Below are 20847 nucleotides of genomic sequence, written 5' to 3' on the forward strand. Positions count from 1 at the left end.
TCCGGCTCAATCCAATCCGGGCGGTTCCGGTTCGCCGGACAGTCCGGCGTCCTCCCAGTCGGTCGCGGGCCATTCCCCGGCGACGCTGCCGTTCCATTTCGGCTGTCGCCGATCACGCAGTGCGGCAAGGCCTTCGCCGCCGTCGACGCTGCCGGCCACGTAGGCGGTCAGCTCGGACTCCAACCGGCCGACCGCTTCCGGGCTCATGCCCAGGCCCTCCCACATCAGCCGCTTCGACAACGCCATCGGCAGGGGTGCGGATCCGCCGACCAGATCGTGTGCGACGGCCAGGGCGGTGGGCAGTACCTCGCTCGCGGGCAGGCAGCCGTTGGCCAGGCCCATCGCCGACGCCTCCTCACCGTCGAAGGTGCGGCCGGTCAGCATGATGTCGGCGGCGTTGGCCATCCCCACCAGGCGCGGCAGCGTCCAGTGCGCGTAGCCGTCGGCCAGGGCCGCCCGGCGCACCTGGTTCAGGCCGTAGACGGCGTCACGGGCCATGTAGCGCAGATCGCATTGCAGGGCCAGCGCCAGGCCGATGCCGACGGCATGGCCGTTGACGGCCGCGATCACCGGCTTGCGGATCCGCCACGGCGGCGGGTCGATGGTGGCGCTGACCTCACCGACCCCGCTGGACAGGTCGGCGCCGGCGCAGAAGGCCGGCGGGGTCCCGGTGATGACGACGACCCGGATGGCGTCCTCGGTGTCACAGCGCCGTAGTGCGACACCCAGTTCCTCGGCCATGGCCGGGGTGAAGGCGTTCTGCTGAGCCGGGCGGTGAAGGGTGAGCACAGCGATTCCGGCGGACACATCGACGTGCAGTTCCGAACTCATGCGACTCGATCCTAGCTGTGACAGGCCCGGCGCCGACGCTGGGCGACAATCCGCTCAGGGCTCCGGCCGGACGCGCTCGGCGGCACCCGCACCGAGCAGAACACATGCGTGATCCCTCTCGCAACCGGGTGCTGGATTGTGTCGAATTCGGTACGACTTCGGATCAGCCCAGCACTTTCCGGCCGATGGCCCATTTGTGCACTTCTGTCGGGCCGTCGTAGAGTCGGAAGGCGCGCATGTCGCGGAAGATCATCTCGACCACCGTCTCGTCGCTGATGCCGATGCCGCCGAGCACCTGCACACAGCGGTCCGCGACCTTGAACAGTTCCTCGGAGACGAAGGACTTGGCCATCGAACTCTCGTGCCGGGCCCGCTCGCCCTGATCCATCAGCCAGCAGGCGTGCCAGATGGTCAGGCGGCACTGGTGCAACGCGATCTCGTTGTCCGCCAGCAGGAACGACACGCCCTCGTGCTCGCCGATCGGACGGCCGAAGGCGGTGCGGGTGCGAGCGTGCTCGACGGCGATGTGCTGGGCACGCTCGGCCGCGCCGAGCCAGCGCATGCAGTGCGTCAGCCGCGCGGGCGCCAGCCGCAGCTGGGCGTAGCGCAGCGCCTGGCCCGCCTCGCCCAGCAGCGCCTCCCGGGGCAGGGTGAGATCCTCGAATCGCACCACGCCGTGGCCGCCGACATAGTTGCGATCCATCGTGTTCATCGTGCGCTCGATGACGATGCCGGGCTGCCGCCCGTCGGTGAGGAACAGCGTGGGGCCCTCGGGCAGATGCGGATTGGGCGCCAGCCGGGCCATGATGATCCAGCTCACCGCGCCGTCGGCGCCGGTGATCAGCCATTTGCGGCCGTTCACCGTGAAACGCTCGCCGTCGAAGGCGGCGGTGGTGGACAGCTGCGCGGGATCCGAGCCGGCGCCGCCGGGTTCGGTCATCGCGAACACCGAACGCTGCCGGCCGTCGATCAGCGGCAGCAGATGCTCCTCGACCTGCCGCTGATTCGCGACCTTCGACAGCAGGAACATGTTGCCCTCGTCGGGCGCGGCGCAGTTCATCGCGACCGGGCCGAGGGTGGACCAGCCCGCGGCCTCGTAGAGCACCGCCTGCTCGACGTGGGTCAGGCTGCGCCCGCCCAGACCCGCGCCGCCGAGTTCGATCGGGGCCTGGATGGTCAGCAGCTTCTCCGACCGGGCCAGCTCGACCAGTTCCTGCCGCAGTTCGTCGCTGGGCCCGTGCGAGGTGAGCCGGGGATCGCGTTCGAAGGGGACGATCGTGTCGGTGACGAACCGGCGGATCCGATCACGTTCGGCGGCCAGCTCGGCGGGAATCGCGAAGTCGATCATCGTTGTCACCTTCGGTGTCAGGGGCGCGTGTGCCGAGCATACGGTCCCCGTTCCACAGTGTGAAGGCGGGTGCCATCACTCGAAGCGCCGGAGGAATTCCGACACCTCGGCGCGGTAGGCGTCCGGCCGATCGTCGTGCACCAGATGCCCGGCGCCGGGCACCACCACGTGCCGGGCGTCCGGGTGGCGGCGGGCCATCTCGCGCATCTGGTCCGGCGGGGTGATGGTGTACTCGCCCTCGATCAGCAGCACCGGGGCCCGGACCGCCTGCCAGTGCGCCCAGAAGTCGCGCGTGCCCCACTCCTCGGAGATGTCCCGGAAGGTGCCGACCGCACCGTGCAGGCGATAGCCGTCCGGACCCGCGGTGAACGAGTTCAGGAAATAGCGACCGGCCACCGGGCCGAAATAGTTCAGGACCGCCTCGGCATCGGGGAACGGCTGCGGCCAGGCGCCGACCATGGCCGCCCAGTCGCTCGCGGTGCGGCCCCGGAAATCCGGGGCCATGTCCTCCACCACCAGCGCCCGCACCCGCTCCGGATACTGTGCGGCGAAGACCCAGCCGTGCAACCCGCCCATCGAATGCCCGATCACCGTCATCGGCGCGCCGACGGCCGCGGTGGCCGCGGCCAGATCTGCCACGAAGGCCTCGGTGGTGAGCTCCGCCGGCGCCGGTCGGCCGTGCCCGGCGGCGTCGAAGGTGTACAGCCGGCCGAAAGCACGCAGCCACTCCAATTGGGTGTCCCAGGTGCGCGCACTACCCATCAGGCCGTGCAACAGCAGGATCGGTGCACCCTCGCCACCCTCGTCGTGCAGCATCGCTCGCCTCCTCGCAAACCACTCCGCCCGTGCGACCCGGCCGAGCGTAGTCCGCACCGGTCCGGTCGGGCCGGTGCGGCAGCGGTGCGGAAGAACTCGGCGCGGCCGGGCCGAGGGCCTGGCGCTGTGCGCTGCGGTGTGCGGCGCAGAAGGCGCGGCGCGGCAGTGGCGGAGGGGCCGGGCGCGGCAGTGGCGGAGGGCGGGCCAGAATTGGGGTATGGCAGTCGTGAAGATCAATGCGATCGAGGTGCCCGAGGGCGCCGGACCCGAACTCGAGAAGCGATTCGCGCACCGCGCCCACGCGGTCGAGAACTCGCCCGGATTTCTCGGCTTTCAGCTGCTCCGGCCGGTGGCCGGGGACAACCGTTATTTCGTGGTGACGCAATGGGATTCCGAGGAGTCCTTCGCGGCGTGGCGGGACGGGCCGGCCAAGGAGGCGCACGCCGGACAGGCCCGGCAGCCGGTGTCCACCGGGGCGTCGCTGCTGGAGTTCGAGGTCGTGCTCGACGTCGCGGGTAAGGCCGCGAACTGATCGATCAGCGGACCTCGAGTTCGCGCAGACCGGGCGGGGCCGAGGCGTCGGAGCTGTCCACTCGTACCCGCACGTAGCGCGCGGTCACCGGCGCGGCCAGAGTACCGCCGGGGCCGGGAGTCACCGGCGTCCAGATCCGATCGTCGGTGGACACCTCGAAACGCGCGGCCGGCGGCCGGTCGAACCAGCGGGGGACGATGCGGTGGACGGCGGTCGGCGCGCCGAGATCGACGGTGAACGCGGCCGAACTGTCGGCGGCACGCCAGCCGATACCCGGCGTGCCGTTGACGGCCGCCTCGGCGTAGTAGCCCGGCTGCTCGCTGGTGGCGGACGCGGATCCGCATCGGGCCAGATCGGCGGTCGGCGCCAGTTGCGGGCGGCGGGTGGGGACGTCCAGCGGTACCCCGGGGCCGGCCCGCCGCGGCCCGTCCGGGGTCTCCACCGTCATCGGGGCGCCGGAGCGCAGGGTCAGCGTGCTGCGCACCGGGCCCACGGCGATATCGAAAATTCTTCCGCGCCAATGAATTCCGCGCAGCGTCACACCCTCGGGCAGCAATCGGGGCAGCAGCGGCGCCAGCCGGATCCGGTCCTCGTGCAGGCGTAGTCCGGTCAGGCCGTTGAGGAACTCCTGCAGATAGCCGCCCGCGAGGGTGACGAATCCGAAGGCGGGCGCCCCGGCGAGCGGATCGGCGCGACCGGCCTTGCCGCCGCGGGATTCCGCGAACTGCCCGAACGGTTCCCGCACGAACGGCCGCGCCGAGCGATCCATGTAGGTGCTCACCGCGCATCCGGGTTCACCGTTCTCCGCGGCGTCGATGGCGTGCACCGAATCGGTCATGGCCGGGCCGTCCGGATCGGTGCGGTCGGCGTAGTAGTCGAGGGTCCGGCGGGCGACGTCGTCCGACATCGGCCATTGCAGTGGGTATTCCAGCAGCACCGCATCGGCCTGTTTGATCCGGCTGCCGCGATATCCGTCGTATTGCAGGAAGATTCGGGCCTGGTCGTCGAACGGCACCCGCAGCCGCGCGGCGATCGCCGCCCAGGCGCCGGGGGCGGCCTCGCCGAGCAGATGCGCGGTCCGGGTGGCGAACCACAATGATTCGGCGGCAACGGCATTGGTGTAGACACCGTCGTCGACGCCGTTGCTGTACTCGTCCGGGCCGGCGACATCGCGGATCGAATAGCTGCCGTCGGGGTTGGGAGTGGCTCGGGCGGACCAGAATTCGGCGATGTCCGACAGGATCGGCCAGGCCCGCTGCCGCAGATATCCGGAATCCCCGGTGGCCAGGTAGTACTGCCAGACCGCCAGGGCGATATCGCCTTGCAGGTGGATCTGGGTGAGGCAGTGCGGGGGCGCCCAGCTGTGGCAGTCGGTCCACAGGTCACCGGTGGCGGCGCTGGTCCACGGGTAGAACGCGCCCGGATAGCCGAGCCGGCGCGCGTTCTCGCGGGCGGCGGGCAAGGTCTTGTAGCGGTATTCGACGATCGAACGGGCCAGTGGCGGCGCCAATTCCAGCAGGCCCGGGAACATCCAGATATCGGCGTCCCAGAAGATCAGTCCGGCGTAATTGTCGCTGCTCAGGCCGGTCGGCGAAATGCTGTTGTCCTGTCGGTCGTTGGTGGCGGAATACAGTGCGTATTCCGCGCTGCGCACCCAGCGCTGCATGTCCGGGCGGCCCGGGATCTCGATGTCCGAGGCCCACAGCGCGCGCCAGGCGGCGCTCTGCCGATCCAGCAGGGTCGCCCAGCCGCCGGCGGCGAGCCGGGTGGCCGCCGCCGTCGCCGCCCGGCCCGGGTGGGGGGCCGTGAGTGCCGTGTCCACACCGATATATTCGACAATCTCGTACGAATTCCCCTCGGCCACCGCGATATCCACCCGCTGCGCGGTGCCCTGCCGGCGCACCGGCCGATCGCCCGCCGCCAGTACGGACACCACATCGCCCTCGACATCGGTTGCCGCGGTGTGGAATTCGACGTCCACCGTGGCGGCTCCGGGGGTGCGGACCGCGGTGCGCCGCAACCGGCGGGCACCGGCGAGGTCGACCAGCCCGGTGACCGTCACGCCACCGGTGAAATGCGGTGTCAGCGACAGGCGTACCGCGGCGGTGTGCGGATCGACCCGGTTCGCCAGCACCTCGTACACCAGATCCACGGCCCGGCCCGCCCGGGTGTGCCAGGTCAGCTCCGTGCGGACCAGCCCGCAGCGCAGGTATTGCACCTGCCGGAAATTCGACACCTGCGCCGCCGGCACCGTCGGCGAATACGTCTCGTCACCGATGCCGACCAGCAGCGCGGACCAGTTCGGCAGCGCCGCGATCGCCGTCCGCCCGGCGGCCACCTCCGGATCCCGGCCGTACAGTCCCGCCGCGAAGGCGCCGTCGTAGCGCGGCGTGTACAGCGGCCAGCCCGACTGCTCCCCGGTCTCCAGATATCCCATTCCCGCGGGCGGCACCCGCAACCCCAGATACCCGTTGCCGACGAACGGATGCTGATCGTAGGGCGCCGCGAACGCGGTCGAAACCTGCGACCACTCCGGCTGCCCCGACATCGGGTCCCCCGGGCACCCGGCCGACTCGTGCCGCGGCACACCCGTCCCGCACCCGCCGACGGCGGCCACCAGGATCGCGACCGACGACACAGCGATACCCACCAGCAGCCGCTGGCTTCGGGCCGACGACCGCGCCATGGACGCCACAGCGTTCAGAATTACACAACCGCTGGTCGACGCCCCGCAGGACCCGCGCGCACCCGGCCATCGACCGCAACACATCGCTGAGCACCGGCCCGGGCGGACCGAGGTGGGCCGGGCAGGCCGTCGCTGGGTTTCAGCGGTAATCGGACGAACATCGGGGTGGGGGAATGTCCGCTCGGTGAAGGCGGTCGTAGAGCGAGAAAGGCACTGTGCGAAAGGGTTTCATCATGGCCATGCGATTCGGCATCATGTCCGTCCCCCGGTCCGCGGCGGAATGGCTGCACACGGCGCGGAGCGCCGAACAGGACGGTTATCACACGTTGCTGACGCCGGACACCGTCTTCACGTTGTCGCCGTTTCCGGCTCTGGCGGCCGCGGCGGCGGTGACGACCACCCTGCGGTTGCGGCCCAACGTGCTCGCCGATCCGCTGCGGCGGGCGGCCGAGACGGTCCGGGAAACCACTGCGCTGCAGATGCTTTCCGAGGGGCGCTTCGAACTCGGGCTCGGAGTCGGCCGCCCGGACACCGACGTCCAGTTGCAGAAGATCGGGCGATCGGCCGGATCCGCGGCGGAGCGGCGGAAGCGTCTGATCGAGACCGCAGCGACCGTTCGCGCCGAGGTCGACCCCGCTCCCCCGATCGTGATCGCCGCGGGGGGTCCGAAGATGCTCGCCGCCGCGGCTACGGTCGCGGACCGGATCCTGCTGGCGGCCGGGCCGCGCGCCGCCGAAGCCGATCTGGCCGAGTTGGTCGACCTTGTCCACAATCGTGCGGCCGACCGGCCCGCCGCTCTCGACCCCGTCGCCCTCAGCATCCAGATCGCCGGGATCGGCGACCGGCTCAATGCCTTCGTCGCCGCGCAGGGTATGACGGCGGCGGAACTCCGTGCCGCCGGCTCGATCTCCGTGCTGCCCGACGATCCCGCCGCGGCGGCCGACATCCTGGTGAGCTATTCGGAGAAGTTCGGAATCGACGAGGTGATCGTGCCCGCGGAAGTGAACGACCAGTTCACACCGGTACTCGCCCGGCTGCGCTGAGCACACCTCGGCCGGTAGGTTTCGCCCGCGCGGGCGGCACGAGCACTGGGCTGCGCGCGGCCGGCCGACGCGCGGAATCCGGTCCGGCTGGACGCCAGGATCGTGAGTGCGGTGGTGCTCTGAAGGCGGCAGCGCCGCAACCGAATCCGCCGGCCGGGCATGACCTCGCTCCGAGCATCGACACCACGTCGACGGGCGACCGCCGCAGCGGGGCCGTGCCCGGACGTGGCGGTCGCGCACATGGAAGGGTTCGGCTGGGAGTGGGTTCGGCCGGCGCGGGCCGCGTCCGCTGGATCCGGCTGCTGGGGTGGGCTCCGGTCAGGGGGTCAAGCCGAGGCGGATGGCGCGTTCCAGGGGGGTGTGGGCGTTGTCGGGGCGGTTCAGGGTGCAGGGGGTGCGGAGGAGCAGTGGGGGCTGGGCCATGAATTTGGGGTGGTGGCCACGGTGGGGCTGGGCGGCGTGGACCAGGAAGGGATGGCACAGGTAGACATCGCCCGCGCGGCCGGTGGCGGTGACCGTCGGCAGGTCCGCGGTGTCCGCGTAGGCGTCCAGGAGGGCGAACATCTCGGCGCCCGGATCGCCGTAGGGTTCCAGGACTTTCGCCAGGCGCAGGTGGGAGCCGACGCGGATCCGGGTGGGAGCGTCGTCGGGGCCGACGTCGGAGAACAGGAACAGCATGAGCAGCGCACGGCCTCGGGAGGTCACGTTGATGCGCCAGCGGGTGTAGTCGTCCGGTGGTGCGGTGTCGCCGGGGAAGCTCGCGTCGATGTGCCAGCCGTCGTCGCCGGGGGGCTGGTCGCTGGGGAAGCGGATCGGCCAGCCGCCCAGACTGTTTCGCGGGAGCCAGCGGCCGGAGCCGATCAGCTGGTCGAATGCCTCGGTCAGGGCGGGGGTGGTGACGGCGTGGCGGAAGGGTTCCTCGGCGTGGTCGGCCAGCCGGATGACGGGGGCGGTCCAGGTGGTCCGGTCGTGCGGGTCGACACCGGCTGCCTGCCAGAGGATCTCGCGGCCCGCGGCGGCGACCGCGGGCGGGAATGCGCGCTCCAGTCGCACGTATCCGTCGGTGACGAACGACTCGATCTGGGAATCGGTGAGCATGGCGGCCTTTCGCTGGATTGCCGCATGCGACGATGCGCTCTCCGGGGTGTTCGCCGCCAGTGATTTTTCTGGGGAGACAGCGAAAGCCCCGCCGCTGCGGGCGAACCCGGAGCGGCGGGGCTTTCGGTGAGAACTACTCTCCGGAGGCCGCGGCACCCTCGCCGGCGAGGGCCGCCACCGGCTCGGCCTCTGCCTTGGACTCCTTGGCCCGGCCCGCGAAGGTGAACTTCGCGTTCTCGCCGGTGCCTTCGCCGTCCCAGCCCTCGACGTCCACGTCGACGACCTGACCGGGGCCGATCTCGCCGAAGAGGATCTTCTCCGACAGCTGGTCCTCGATCTCGCGCTGGATGGTCCGGCGCAGCGGGCGGGCGCCCAGCACCGGATCGAAGCCGCGCTTGGCCAGCAGAGCCTTGGCCTGCGGGGTGAGGTCGATCTCCATGTCCTTGTTCCGCAGCTGCGTGGCGACGCGGTTGATCATCAGGTCGACCATCTGCACGATCTGATCCGTGGTCAGCTGGTGGAAGACGATCACGTCGTCGATGCGGTTGAGGAATTCGGGCCGGAAGTGCTTCTTCAGCTCATCGTTGACCTTGAGCTTCATCCGCTCGTAGTTCGAGCCCTCGGCATTCGACTGCGTGAAGCCGAGGCCGACCGCCTTCGAGATGTCGGAGGTACCGAGGTTCGAGGTGAAGATCAGCACGGTGTTCTTGAAGTCGACCGTGCGACCCTGGCCGTCGGTGAGGCGACCGTCCTCCAGGACCTGCAACAGGGTGTTGTAGATCTCCTGGTGGGCCTTCTCGATCTCGTCGAACAGCACGACCGAGAACGGCTTGCGGCGCACCTTCTCGGTGAGCTGCCCGCCCTCCTCGTAGCCGACGTAGCCCGGAGGGGCGCCGAACAGCCGCGAGGCGGTGAAGCGGTCGTGGAACTCGCCCATGTCGATCTGGATGAGCGCATCGTCGTCGCCGAACAGGAAGTTCGCCAACGCCTTGGACAGCTCGGTCTTACCGACGCCGGACGGACCGGCGAAGATGAACGAGCCGGACGGGCGCTTCGGATCCTTCAGGCCGGCGCGGGTGCGGCGGATCGCCTTGGAGACGGCCCTGACCGCATCCTCCTGGCCGATGATCCGCTTGTGCAGCTCATCCTCCATGCGGAGCAGGCGGGTGGTCTCCTCCTCGGTGAGCTTGAACACCGGGATGCCGGTCCAGTTGGCCAGCACCTCCGCGATCTGCTCGTCGTCGACCTCGGCCACCACGTCCAGATCACCGGAGCGCCACTGCTTCTCGCGCTCGGCGCGCTTGGCGACCAGCTGCTTCTCCTTGTCGCGCAGGCGCGCGGCCTTCTCGAAGTCCTGGGCGTCGATCGCCGATTCCTTCTCCCGGCGCGCCTCGGCGATCTTGTCGTCGAATTCGCGCAGGTCCGGCGGGGCGGTCATACGGCGGATGCGCATCCGGGCGCCGGCCTCGTCGATCAGGTCGATCGCCTTGTCCGGCAGGAAGCGGTCGTTGATGTAGCGGTCGGCCAGGGTGGCCGCCGCGACCAGCGCGGAGTCGGTGATGGAGACGCGGTGATGCGCCTCGTACCGGTCGCGCAGGCCCTTGAGGATGTTGATGGTGTGCTCGACGGTCGGCTCGCCCACCTGGACCGGCTGGAACCGGCGCTCCAGGGCGGCGTCCTTCTCGATGTACTTGCGGTACTCGTCGAGGGTGGTGGCGCCGATGGTCTGCAACTCGCCGCGGGCCAGCTTCGGCTTCAGGATCGAGGCCGCGTCGATGGCGCCCTCGGCCGCACCCGCACCGACCAGCGTGTGCAGCTCGTCGATGAACAGGATGATGTCGCCGCGGGTGTTGATCTCCTTGAGCACCTTCTTCAGGCGCTCCTCGAAATCACCGCGGTAGCGGCTGCCGGCGACCAGCGAACCCAGGTCCAGGGTGTAGAGCTGCTTGTCCTTCAGCGTCTCCGGGACCTCGCCGTTGACGATGGCCTGGGCCAGGCCCTCGACCACGGCGGTCTTGCCGACGCCGGGCTCGCCGATCAGCACCGGATTGTTCTTGGTGCGGCGGCTCAGCACCTGCATGACCCGCTCGATCTCCTTCGAGCGGCCGATGACGGGGTCGAGTTTGCCCTCGAGGGCGGCCTGGGTCAGGTTGCGGCCGAACTGGTCCAGCACCAGCGAGGTGGACGGGGTGCCCGACTCGCCGCGGGCGCCGGACTCGACCGGCTCCTTGCCCTGGTACCCGGACAGCAGCTGGATGACCTGCTGACGCACCCGGTTGAGGTCGGCGCCGAGCTTGACCAGCACCTGGGCGGCGACGCCCTCCCCCTCCCGGATCAGGCCGAGGAGGATGTGCTCGGTGCCGATGTAGTTATGGCCGAGCTGCAGGGCTTCCCGCAGGCTCAGTTCCAGCACCTTCTTGGCGCGCGGGGTGAAGGGGATGTGACCGGACGGCGCCTGCTGGCCCTGCCCGATGATCTCCTCCACCTGGCTGCGCACACCCTCCAGCGAAATACCCAGGGACTCCAGGGACTTCGCCGCGACACCTTCACCCTCGTGGATCAAGCCCAGCAGGATGTGCTCGGTGCCGATGTAGTTGTGGTTGAGCATCCTGGCCTCTTCCTGTGCCAGGACAACGACCCGCCTCGCGCGGTCGGTGAACCTCTCGAACATCGCTCCCTCACTTCCTGCTCCGCTTTCGACGGCAATCCGGCGCCACCGTGTGTTCGGTTGTGCGAGCCAGCCTGCCATGAAGCCCTGGGGTTGCACGTCCCCGCCTCCACTCTAGTGGGCGGGGGTCACTGCCGTCGTCCGTCCACCCTATTGCGAACCGGCGACAACGCGACTCATTCAGTCATAACGTGGCTGCTACAGAGAACGTTTCCGTGACGGATATGCCCTCAGCGAACAGTGGCGATCCGGGCCGCGGGCGCCGGCGGTGGGCGGCCGGGGCCCGCATCGCGCCCGGTCAGCGCGGCGGCGGCGGGCTCGGCCGGTGGCGCCGGGGGCCGGATCCGAATGATTCGGATATTCCGGATGAATGCGACGGTCCGGCAACGCCGCGAACGCGCGCATCGTGCGCCGCCGGGCGGCATCGGTGCGGCCGCCCGGCTCCGGACATCGCCCGGCCGCCTCACAGGTCCCGCTCGGTGACGATGCCACTCTGCAAGGCCAGTCCGGCCAGTCGCACCCGCTTCTGGTTCTGCGGCAGATCCTCCACGCCGAACTTGCCGAACAGCGCGCGCAGATGCGTCTTGATGGCGTCCACACTGAGGAACAGCTCGCTGGCGATCTGCTGGTTGGAGGCCGGGGTGGCGAAGCCCGCGTTGTTCTTGTAAGGACGGCACAGTGCGATCAGCACCGCGCGCTGGGTATCGGTGAGCTGGCGCAGCGTGGGCAACGAGGCGGTCGAGGTGCGGGTGGCGTCGTCGACCACGCCGCTGAAATCGTGGAAGGACATCATCGAGGTACCCATCCGGATCCGGTCGCCGGCCACCAGCCGCCGACGGCCGACCAGCCGCTCCCCGTTGACGAAGGTGCCGTTGCGCGACAGGCCGTCGTCGACGATGGTCCAGTGCGCCCCGAGATATTCCACCGCCGCGTGCAGTCGGGAGACCTCGGCGTCCCAGGACAGCGCCACATCCGCCTGCGGGGAGCGCCCTATGGTCAGGCGCTGACGATCCGGTGAGAGTACGAGTTCCTGCTGCCTGCCGGTGTCGTCGGTGAATCGCAGGAACGATCCGTGGAATGCGGTCACTACAGCGATACCTCGGGCTGCCTGGGTGGGTGAGGTGTTCGCACGGTTTCCATGGTGCCGCGCGACCGCACCCCGAGCAAGATCGCACCCGCGCGCCACGACCGACACGTCCCCCGGCCATGTTCCCGGTCATGCGGAAAAGGAATGAAATACCGCCGCCGCCCGGGCCGGTGCGATTCCTCCGGGCGGCAGCGGCGGAAAGCCGCTAGCTGCGGCCGACCTCCTTGTTGTAAGCCTCGGTAATGTCGGCCGAGATACGGCCACGCGCGGAGACCTTGTGGCCCTTACGGCGCGCCCATTCGCGAATTGCGGCGCTCTGCTCGCGATCCATCGAGACCCGGCTCTTCGGCGCACCGGTGCCGGTACCGGCGGGCTTGCTGCGCCGCCGGCCGCTGACCCGGCGCGCGTTGGACACCCACTCCTCCAGCCCGTCGCGAAGCTTTGCCGCATTTGCCGCGGACAGGTCGATCTCGTACGACACACCGTCGATCGCGAACTCGACGGTCTCGTCCGCGATGGACTCACCGTCGACATCGTCGATCAGGCTAACGGTGACCTTCTTTGCCATGAGATGAACGTCCTCTCGAAATCGTGCGACCCGCTAACCGGGGCCGATACCCGAGTTGAGAATACCTCGAATTCCGAGATTTCCAACACGAAGATTCGACATTCGATTCAGCGATGCTCAGCGTGCGGCCGGACGCACAATTGGGAACAGTATCGTTTCCCGGATTCCGTGCCCGGTCAACGCCATCAGCAAGCGATCGATTCCCATACCCGTACCGGTGGTCGGTGGCATCCCCTGTTCCATCGCGGCGAGGAAGTCCTCGTCCAGGCGCATCGCCTCGTCGTCACCCGCGGCGGCCAATCTCGCCTGATCGATGAACCGCTCGCGCTGAATCACGGGATCGACGAGTTCCGAATAGCCGGTGGCCAACTCGAAGCCGCGCACGTACAGGTCCCACTTCTCGGTGACGCCCGGCTTGTCGCGATGCTGCCGAGTCAGCGGGGAGGTCTCCACCGGGAAGTCGCGTACGAAAGTCGGCGCGTACAGCTTGTCGCCGTAGCTGTGCTCCCACAGTTCCTCGACCAGTTTGCCGTGGCCGTAGCCCTTGCCCTCGGGAATTTCCAGTCCCACCCGATCCGCCAGCGCCAGCAATTCCGGCACCGTCGTTTCGGGCGTGACCTGCACACCGAGGGCATCGGACAGCGACGGGTACATCTCGACGGTGGTCCACTCGCCACCCAAGTCGTATTCCGTACCGTCGGCCAACGTGACCACCCGGGTTCCGTACGCCTCGTCGGCGACCTCCTGGATCAATTCCCGCATCATCCGCGCGGAATCGTCGTAGGTGCCATACGCCTCGTATGTTTCCAACATCGCGAACTCCGGCGAATGTGTGGAGTCGGCGCCCTCGTTGCGGAAGTTCCGATTGATCTCGAAGACCCGCTCGATACCGCCGACCACACAGCGCTTCAGGAACAGCTCCGGCGCGATACGCAGGTACAGATCCATGTCGAGGGCATTGGAGTGGGTGACGAACGGCCGGGCCGCGGCGCCGCCGTGCAGGGTCTGCAACATCGGGGTCTCGACTTCCAGAAAACCCCTGCGCTCCAGCGCATTACGCAATGCGCGGACCACCGCGACCCGGGTACGCGCCATTTCCCGCGCCTCCGGCCGCACGATCAGATCGACATACCGCTGCCGGACCCGGGCCTCCTCGTTCATCTCCTTGAAGGCCACCGGCAGCGGGCGCAGCGCCTTGGCCGCCATCGACCAGGAGTCGGCCATGACGCTCAATTCGCCGGTGCGGGAAGTGATCACCTCACCGTGCACGAATACGAAGTCACCGAGGTCGACATCGGCCTTCCAGGCGGCCAGCGGATCGGCTCCGACACCGGCGAGGCTGATCATCGCCTGTAACTGGGTGCCGTCACCCTCCTGGAGCGTCGCGAAACACAGCTTGCCGGTATTGCGCATGAATATGATGCGCCCCGCGACGCCTACCTCGAGTCCGGTTCGGGTATCCGCCGCCAGTTCGGGATAGGCCGCGCGAATTTCCGCCAGCGTGTGTGTGCGCGGCACCACCACCGGATATGCCTCGCCCCCGGCCGCCAGCAACCGCTCCCGCTTCTCCCGGCGAATCCGCATCTGCTCGGGCAGCTCGACTTCCACTGCGGCAGGACGGGATTGCCCGGCGGATGCGCCGACCCGGCCGGAACCGGACGAAGGGGGGTTCGTGATGCTCACGGAGAACCAGCCTATCGTGCGCCTCGAACCCATTTGCGGGCCGGGCGAGCACCCCCGAAGCGGTAACGAATCAGCATCGCTTCGGGTACGAATTCACAGCGAGGCCAGTGCGTTGACCTCACGCGCGAAATGTGGCGCCCGGGACGCCGCCGACAACAGTCCGGCCGCCTTCAAGGCTTGATAGCCGCCGACCAGATCGGTGGCCCGATGCAGGCCGAGTTGTTGCAGCGCCGCGGCCGCCAGGCTGGAGGTATAGCCCTCCGAGCAGACCACGATCCATTCCACGTCGTGGTCGGCGGCCAGTGACAGTCGCGCGGAGCTGGTCGGATCCAGCCGCCATTCCAGCACATTCCGCTCGATCACCAGCGCGCCCGGCAGCGTGCCTTCGCGGACGCGCTGCGCCTGCGGGCGAATATCGACCAGCAGCGCACCGCGCGCGATCGCCTGCGGAATTTCGAAGGCGTAGATCCGCCGCAGTTGTGCCCGCGCGTTCTCCAGCATCCGATCGATGGTCAGGTGGGTCATTTCACATCGCCTTCGGGCTCATCGGTGAGGACGGTCCGGGTGCGCCGCAGCGATCCGTGACCCGTGATCTCGTAATAGGACATGGCGGTCAACGGCGGCGAATACGCATGCACCGACAAGGTCGGGTCCTGCGGCCCGCCCGGACCGGCGAGATGATCGGGGGCGCGCACCACATCGTGCACCCATCCCAGGGGAAACGACGCCTGATCGCCGGCGGACAGTGTTCGTTGCCGCAATTCTCTTCCGTTCCAACGGAATTCCGACAGCGCACCGCTGAGCACGGTCAGTGCGCCCAGGGAGCCGGCGTGGTCGTGCAATTCGGTGGACTTGTCCGGCACCCAGCTGATCAGCCAGACGTCGACCTCGTCGTCGGCCTGCAATCGGGTCGCCCAGCGGTTCGCCGCGGGCCAGGCGCCGCCGGTCGGCAGCAGATGGTCGTAGCGGCCGGCCAGCACGTCCTCGGCACCTTCATCGGTGAGCCGCAGCAGATCGGCCGGGCGCAACCGGGTGGGCAGCGCCGAGGCCACCGGCCGATCGACGATGTCCGACGGCAGCGGGCGCGAACGGACGCGGTCCGCGCCGGGCGCGAGAACGGAGCCGGGCGCGAGGGCGGAACCGGTGGATACGGCAACAGGGATGGTGACAGAAGAACGCATGAGCGAATCTCCAGGAGAAGTGGTCGGCCGGGCATTCGAAGCCCCGACAACAGCCGAGGCGATATCAGCCTCGACAACACTCCTGGGTGCTCATGCGGAAAGACACGAGAGGCAGTCTAACAGCATGTCGGGGGCCCGCCGCTACCCCCGATGCTGTGGCGAACCACACTCACCGGCGGCGCTGCTGCTGATTGCGTTCGTAGACCAGCCGCAGACCGTCGAGGGTCAGGTGCGGCTCGTGATGTTCGATGGTCTCCGATTCCGGCACGATCAGCGGGGCCGCGGCGCCGGTCGCCACCACCGCGACATCGTCGCCGGCCAGTGCGTCGAGTTCGTCGCGGATGCGATCGATGAGACCGTCCACCAGCCCGGCGAAACCGAAGATCGCCCCGGATTGCAGGGCCTCCATGCTGTTCTTGCCGACCACCGACCGCGGCCGGGCCAGCTCCGCCCGCCGCAGCGCGGTGTTCGACACCAGCGCCTCGGTGGCCATCTCGACCCCCGCCGCGATGCTGCCACCGAGGAACTCGCCCTTCGCCGACACCACGTCCACACAGGTCGCGGCGCCGAAATCGACCACGATCGCCGCCGACTGGTAGCGCTGGTGAGCGGCCAGGCAATTGACGATCCGGTCGGCGCCCACCTCCTTGGGGTTGTCGACCAGTAGCGGAATCCCGGTCCGCACCCCGGGTTCGACCAGGACGTGCGGCACCTCGCCCCAGTAGCGGCCCAGCATGGTCCGCAGTTCGCGCAGCACCGGCGGCACCGTGGACAGCGCGGCGACCCCGACCACCTGCTCCAGCCGGTCGCCGAGCAGCCCGCGCACCTGCATGGCGAACTCGTCGGCGGTGAGCAGCGGATTGGTGTGCACCCGCCAGGTGCGGGCCAGCTTCGCGTGCGATCCGCTGCCGGTGAAGACGCCGAGGCTGATGCTCGCCGTCCGGACGTCGATGGTCAGCAGCATGGCGCCGGGCCTCGCTCGCGGCTCAGGCGACGGTCAGCGAGCGCGGCGAGGACAGTCCGGAACCGTCCGGCGCGTGCGCGGGGTCGGTACCCAGATCCACCGGCCGGTTGCGGTCGTCGACGAACACCACCCGCGGCGCGTACTCGCGTACCTCGGCCTCGTCCATCTGGCCGTAGGCGATCAGGATCACCAGATCGCCGGGATGTACGAGATGTGCTGCGGCGCCGTTGATCCCGATCACACCGGAACCCGGCTCACCGGCGATCACATAGGTCTCCAGCCGGGCGCCGTTGTCGATGTCGACGATGCAGACCTGCTCGCCCTCGAGCAGATCCGCGGCCGCCATCAGATCCGGGTCCACCGTCACCGAGCCGACGTAGTGCAGGTCGGCATGGGTGACCGTGGCGCGGTGGATCTTCGACTTCATCATGGTGCGCAACATCGTCGTCGCCTCTCTCGAACGAAACGGCCGTCAGGCCGGGGACGTGGGGTGGCCGTCGGCCGACACCCCGACCGTCACGGACAGGTTGTCGATCAGCCGGGTGCCGCCGATCCGGGCGGCGACCAGCAGGCGAGCGTTGCCGCTGAAGCCCGGCCCCCCGACCGGGCCCAGATCGGCGGACCGCAGTTCCAGGTAGTCGACGTCGATCCCGGGCGCCTCGTCGAGGACGGTCCGCGCGGCGGCGACCACCGCGTCCGGTCCCAGCCCGGCGGCGTGCCGGCCCGCGGCCAGCGCGGCCGACAGCGTCGTCGCCAACTCCCGCTGCACCGGATCCAGATAGCGATTGCGCGAGGACATCGCCAGGCCGTCGCGCTCGCGGACGGTCGCCACCGGCACGATCCGCAGCTCGAAATTCAGGTCCCGCACCAGCTGCCGGATCAAGGTGAGCTGCTGATAGTCCTTCTCACCGAAGAACGCCTCGTGCGGGCGGGCGATCTGGAACAGCTTCGCCACCACGGTCAGCATTCCGGCGAAATGACCGGGCCGCACCGCCCCTTCCAACTCGGCGCCCAGCGGGCCGGGCACGACGGTCGTGCGCGGCCCGTCCGGGTACATGTCGGCGGCGCTGGGTGCGAAGACCAGTTCCACCCCGGCCTCGCGCAGCAGTTCCACGTCGGCGTCGAGGGTGCGGGGATATGCGTCCAGATCCTCGCCCGCGCCGAACTGCAACGGGTTCACGAAGATCGAGACGATCACCACCTGATTGCTGCGCTTGGCGCGGCGGACCAGTTCCAGATGCCCGTCGTGCAGCGCGCCCATCGTCGGCACCAGGGCGACCGTGCGGCCCACCGCGCGCAACGCGTTCGACACCGCGGACAGCCGGGCCGGATCGTGCAGCACGGTCAGCTCGCCCGGCCGGTAGCTCGCGCGCAGGGTGGTCGGGTCGGCCGTCAACGGTCCTCCAGCAGATCTGTCAGGCCGGGATCGGATCCGGCCATGTGGGCGGTGCGCAGCGACAACGCGCGATAGCCGGCGGCCAGGCGGGGATCGAGGGCGGTGAGGGCGTCCAGATGCGCGGACACCGCGGCGACATCGCCCCGGGCCACCGGGCCGGTCAGGGCCGCCGGGCCGCGGCGCAGCGCGTTGTCCAGCGCGGCCGACGCCAGCGGGGCCAGGATGCGCTCGGCCAGGCCGCCGGGCTGCTCGTCGACCAGCGGCTGCCCCAGCAGGCCCGGACCCGCGAGGGCGGACCGCAGCGCGGCGACCGCGTCGACGATGAGCGTGACCAGGTGATTGCTGCCGTGCGTGAGGGCGGCGTGGTACAGCGTGCGATGTTCCTCGGACACCCGCACCGGCTCCCCGCCCATCTCGATGACCAGCGACTGCGCGATGGCGTAGCCGATCTCGTCGGCGGCGGTGATCCCGAAACAGGCATTGCCGAGCCGGGTCAGATCCTCGTCGTGGCCGGTGAAGGTCATGGCCGGATGCACGGCCAGCGGGAGTGCACCGGCCTCGGTCAGCGGGGCCAGCACCGCGATCCCGTTGGCGCCGGAGGTGTGCGCCACGATCGCGCCCGGACGCACCACCGCGGCGGCGGCCAGGCCCGCGACCAGGCCGGACAGTTCGGCATCCGGCACCGCGAGAATCAGCAGTTCGCTGCGAGCGGCCACCTCGGCGGCGGGCAGGATCTGCGATTCGGGTAGCCGTGCGCGCGCCCGGCGCACCGAGGCGTCGGAAATCGCGGACACCCCGAACACCACATGTCCGGCACGCTCCAGCGCGGCGCCCAGCGCCGAACCCACGCGTCCCGCCGAGACGATTCCCACCGTCAGACGTGCAGGCGCAAAGTGACTGGAGGTCACCGTTGTCCTCTCGAAATGATGCTTCGACACAGTTCCAGTCCCGCGAAAGCGCAGGTACCGGACTTACCGAGTCGAGGATAGGCGGGCGGCCACGGCCGCGGCCAGCATCACGGCCGTGATGTTCGCCTCACGGGGCGCTCGCCGCCGCCGAGGGCCGCAGTGGTGGACACCGACGACCACCGCGGCGGCCCTCACACAACGCGCTGCCGGGTACAACCCGCCCGTCCAGGGCCCTGCACAGCTCGGCCACTGTGGACACCGGGCAACCCAGGCAGGCCCACATCGGCACACCGCCCGGGACAACCCGACATCCGAGACTCGCAGCGCTCGCCGGTGGCAATCGGGCAACGCGGGACGCAGTGGTCCGGGTGGGCAATCGCTGTGGATACCCGGCGGCCCACCGGGGGTCACCGGGCATCGACGGCTCACTGCTTGGGGTCGTCGTCCTGTTCCGAGCGCAGGTTGGCCATGATCTCGGCGACCGAGAGGCGGTGGGTGCTGCCCTCCGCCGCGCGGCGGCGGCGACGGGCGCCGGCGGTGCCGATCGGGGGTTCCTCCGCCGCGGGCGGCTGCTGCTGGTCCTGCCAGCCGGGCGCCGTCGGGTGGGCCGGGGGCGGCTCCCAGCCGTTGCGGGCCGACCGGTCACCGTCGCGCGGCGCGGCGTCGCGGGCCGGGCCCGGCTCGCGGGCCACATTGGGTTCCCGGGTGGCGCCGCGGTCCCAGATCGCGCCACCGCGTGGCGCTTCGGCGGGCCGGGGGGCGTCACCGTTCCAGGAGGCGTTGCCGCGGATCGCGTCCCCGGCCCACGGTTCGGCGCCGCGAGCGGGTCCGCCCGGCCAAGCCGTCTCGTCCGGGGTCGGAGCAGCTGCGCCGGTTCCGTTGCCCCGGAACGCATCCCGGGGCCGGCCCGGCTCGTCCCGGGTGGGTTCCGCGGGCCGGGCCGGCTCGTCCCGAGGCGGACGTCCGGGCCAGGCCGGATTGCCGGACCGGTCTCGCAGCGCCTCACCGGGCCAGTCCTCGTCGTCCCAGTCCCTGTCGTCGCGGGCCGGGTCGGCGGGCCGGGCCATGGGGTCGCGGGCCGGGTCACCGGGCCGGGCTGCGTCGTTCCGGGTGGTTCCGGCCGGCCAGGAGGGCCGGTCCTGCGGTTCGCCCCAGCCGGATTCGTCACGACGGTCACGATCGGCGCGGCGGTCGCGGTCGGTCTCCCGGTCGCCTGTGCGGGCGATCGGCTCGGTGTGCCGGACACCCGGCTGCGGCAGGCCGAACGACTCGAACTGATCGAACGGGTCGAACACGCCCGTGCGGTAGTCGTCGAAACTGGCGAAGGTCTCCGACGCGTGCGAATCCAGGAAGGCCGCGAACGAGATGTCGGAGGGATGCGGATCGGCGGTCGGATCGGGTTCGGCGTTCTCCGGCGGCACGATCGACGTCTCGGCGGTCACCGGATCGTCGTACGGGCTGGCGAAGGCGGGCGGCTCGGGGTGGTCCGGTTCGAAGACCGGAGTCATCGAGAGGGAGGACAGCGGTGGAGCGTTCCAGGGGTCCCAGTCGGTATCCGTGTGGTTACCGTTCGCCGACGACGCGCTCGGAAGTTCCTGAATTCGGAAGGCGTCGGCGTGCAGAGCGGGCCGGTGGTCCATCTGGACTCCGTCGAACAACCGCTGCAGGTTCTCCCGCAATACCGCCAGTTCGGCACGCAGAGCGGCCAACTCGGCCGACTCGGTACCGACCTCTTCCCGAACCCGCGATTCGACCTGATGCTCGAATTCGCGGCGCGCGCTGACCTCGCGTTCCAGCTGCAACTTGTAGACCTTCTGCAGGTCACGCATCTTGACCTGATCGTCGGTCGACTCCCGGCGATATCGCGTCGCCGCGAGCGCGCCGAGCACGGCCGCCCACAGCGCGGCCACCAGGCCGATCCGGACCAGTTGCAGACTGTCACTGAAGATCAGGAACACACTGGCAATCAGACCGAGCAGAATCAAAAGGCCGAGAACAAGTTTCCCCGTGTCACCCCGGTGCCGCCGGGAAGCACTGC

18 protein-coding genes are annotated in these 20847 nt (G+C 69.6%); 2 read left to right on the top strand and 16 right to left on the bottom strand.

The genetic code is table 11. The annotated features are described in order from the left end of the window. Nucleotides 1-6 precede the first annotated feature (6 nt). The 3 genes from LBW94_RS14260 to LBW94_RS14270 form a co-directional block, all read right to left on the bottom strand. Entirely contained in the window at nucleotides 7-831 is an 825-nt protein-coding gene (locus LBW94_RS14260) for an enoyl-CoA hydratase/isomerase family protein (protein WP_225053916.1), read from the bottom strand. A gap of 163 nt (nucleotides 832-994) precedes the next feature. After that, complete coding sequence (locus LBW94_RS14265) at nucleotides 995-2179, bottom strand: acyl-CoA dehydrogenase family protein (RefSeq protein ID WP_225053915.1); 1185 nt, start codon at nucleotides 2177-2179, stop codon at nucleotides 995-997. A gap of 75 nt (nucleotides 2180-2254) precedes the next feature. Further along, nucleotides 2255-2995 carry an alpha/beta fold hydrolase gene (locus LBW94_RS14270; RefSeq protein ID WP_225053913.1) on the bottom strand — a complete coding sequence of 247 codons (741 nt, stop codon included), beginning with the start codon at nucleotides 2993-2995 and terminating at the stop codon, nucleotides 2255-2257. A gap of 217 nt (nucleotides 2996-3212) precedes the next feature. Here LBW94_RS14270 and mhuD point away from each other — a divergent pair, with 217 nt between their 5' ends. Further along, nucleotides 3213-3527, top strand: coding sequence for a mycobilin-forming heme oxygenase MhuD (gene mhuD, locus LBW94_RS14275; RefSeq protein ID WP_225053912.1), 315 nt, complete (start codon nucleotides 3213-3215; stop codon nucleotides 3525-3527). A 4-nt stretch (nucleotides 3528-3531) separates the two neighbouring features. Here mhuD and LBW94_RS14280 read toward each other — a convergent pair whose 3' ends face one another. Then, nucleotides 3532-6213, bottom strand: a complete 2682-nt coding sequence (locus LBW94_RS14280) for a discoidin domain-containing protein (protein WP_225054412.1) — start codon at nucleotides 6211-6213, stop codon at nucleotides 3532-3534. Nucleotides 6214-6446: 233 nt separating this feature from the next. Here LBW94_RS14280 and LBW94_RS14285 point away from each other — a divergent pair, with 233 nt between their 5' ends. Further along, nucleotides 6447-7256, top strand: a complete 810-nt coding sequence (locus LBW94_RS14285) for an LLM class flavin-dependent oxidoreductase (protein WP_225053910.1) — start codon at nucleotides 6447-6449, stop codon at nucleotides 7254-7256. 318 nt (nucleotides 7257-7574) lie between these two features. Here the strand turns inward: LBW94_RS14285 and LBW94_RS14290 are convergent, their stop codons facing one another. The 12 genes from LBW94_RS14290 to LBW94_RS14345 form a co-directional block, all read right to left on the bottom strand. Beyond that, nucleotides 7575-8354: a phytanoyl-CoA dioxygenase family protein gene (locus LBW94_RS14290; protein ID WP_225053908.1), complete on the bottom strand. Its 780-nt coding sequence runs from the start codon at nucleotides 8352-8354 to the stop codon at nucleotides 7575-7577. A gap of 133 nt (nucleotides 8355-8487) precedes the next feature. Next, a complete protein-coding gene (locus LBW94_RS14295) occupies nucleotides 8488-11025 on the bottom strand; it encodes an ATP-dependent Clp protease ATP-binding subunit (RefSeq protein WP_225053907.1) in 2538 nt (845 codons plus the stop codon). 460 nt (nucleotides 11026-11485) lie between these two features. Continuing rightward, nucleotides 11486-12109: an FHA domain-containing protein gene (locus tag LBW94_RS14300; RefSeq protein WP_225053905.1), complete on the bottom strand. Its 624-nt coding sequence runs from the start codon at nucleotides 12107-12109 to the stop codon at nucleotides 11486-11488. 205 nt (nucleotides 12110-12314) lie between these two features. Next, nucleotides 12315-12677 (bottom strand): histone-like nucleoid-structuring protein Lsr2, encoded by a 363-nt coding sequence (locus tag LBW94_RS14305; RefSeq protein ID WP_153338494.1) that lies wholly within the window; start codon nucleotides 12675-12677, stop codon nucleotides 12315-12317. A gap of 117 nt (nucleotides 12678-12794) precedes the next feature. After that, nucleotides 12795-14261, bottom strand: a complete 1467-nt coding sequence (gene lysS / locus LBW94_RS14310) for a lysine--tRNA ligase (RefSeq protein ID WP_225054410.1) — start codon at nucleotides 14259-14261, stop codon at nucleotides 12795-12797. A gap of 192 nt (nucleotides 14262-14453) precedes the next feature. Next, nucleotides 14454-14876 carry a rhodanese-like domain-containing protein gene (locus LBW94_RS14315; RefSeq protein WP_225054408.1) on the bottom strand — a complete coding sequence of 141 codons (423 nt, stop codon included), beginning with the start codon at nucleotides 14874-14876 and terminating at the stop codon, nucleotides 14454-14456. Between the two features lie 5 nt (nucleotides 14877-14881). Beyond that, nucleotides 14882-15523 carry a cysteine dioxygenase gene (locus tag LBW94_RS14320; protein WP_416276900.1) on the bottom strand — a complete coding sequence of 214 codons (642 nt, stop codon included), beginning with the start codon at nucleotides 15521-15523 and terminating at the stop codon, nucleotides 14882-14884. Nucleotides 15524-15710: 187 nt separating this feature from the next. Further along, nucleotides 15711-16505, bottom strand: coding sequence for a type III pantothenate kinase (locus tag LBW94_RS14325; protein WP_225053902.1), 795 nt, complete (start codon nucleotides 16503-16505; stop codon nucleotides 15711-15713). 22 nt (nucleotides 16506-16527) lie between these two features. Next, nucleotides 16528-16947, bottom strand: coding sequence for an aspartate 1-decarboxylase (panD, locus tag LBW94_RS14330; RefSeq protein ID WP_225053900.1), 420 nt, complete (start codon nucleotides 16945-16947; stop codon nucleotides 16528-16530). 30 nt (nucleotides 16948-16977) lie between these two features. Beyond that, nucleotides 16978-17901 carry a pantoate--beta-alanine ligase gene (gene panC, locus LBW94_RS14335; RefSeq protein ID WP_225053899.1) on the bottom strand — a complete coding sequence of 308 codons (924 nt, stop codon included), beginning with the start codon at nucleotides 17899-17901 and terminating at the stop codon, nucleotides 16978-16980. Continuing rightward, nucleotides 17898-18809: a Rossmann-like and DUF2520 domain-containing protein gene (locus LBW94_RS14340; protein ID WP_225053897.1), complete on the bottom strand. Its 912-nt coding sequence runs from the start codon at nucleotides 18807-18809 to the stop codon at nucleotides 17898-17900. The genes panC and LBW94_RS14340 overlap by 4 nt, the downstream gene beginning before the upstream one ends. A gap of 425 nt (nucleotides 18810-19234) precedes the next feature. Further along, entirely contained in the window at nucleotides 19235-20767 is a 1533-nt protein-coding gene (locus LBW94_RS14345; RefSeq protein WP_225053896.1) for a DUF6779 domain-containing protein, read from the bottom strand. Nucleotides 20768-20847: the final 80 nt, after the last annotated feature.

Origin of the sequence: Nocardia sp. alder85J (genome assembly GCF_020176955.2) — a bacterium.
Taxonomy (GTDB): Bacteria; Actinomycetota; Actinomycetes; order Mycobacteriales; family Mycobacteriaceae; genus Nocardia.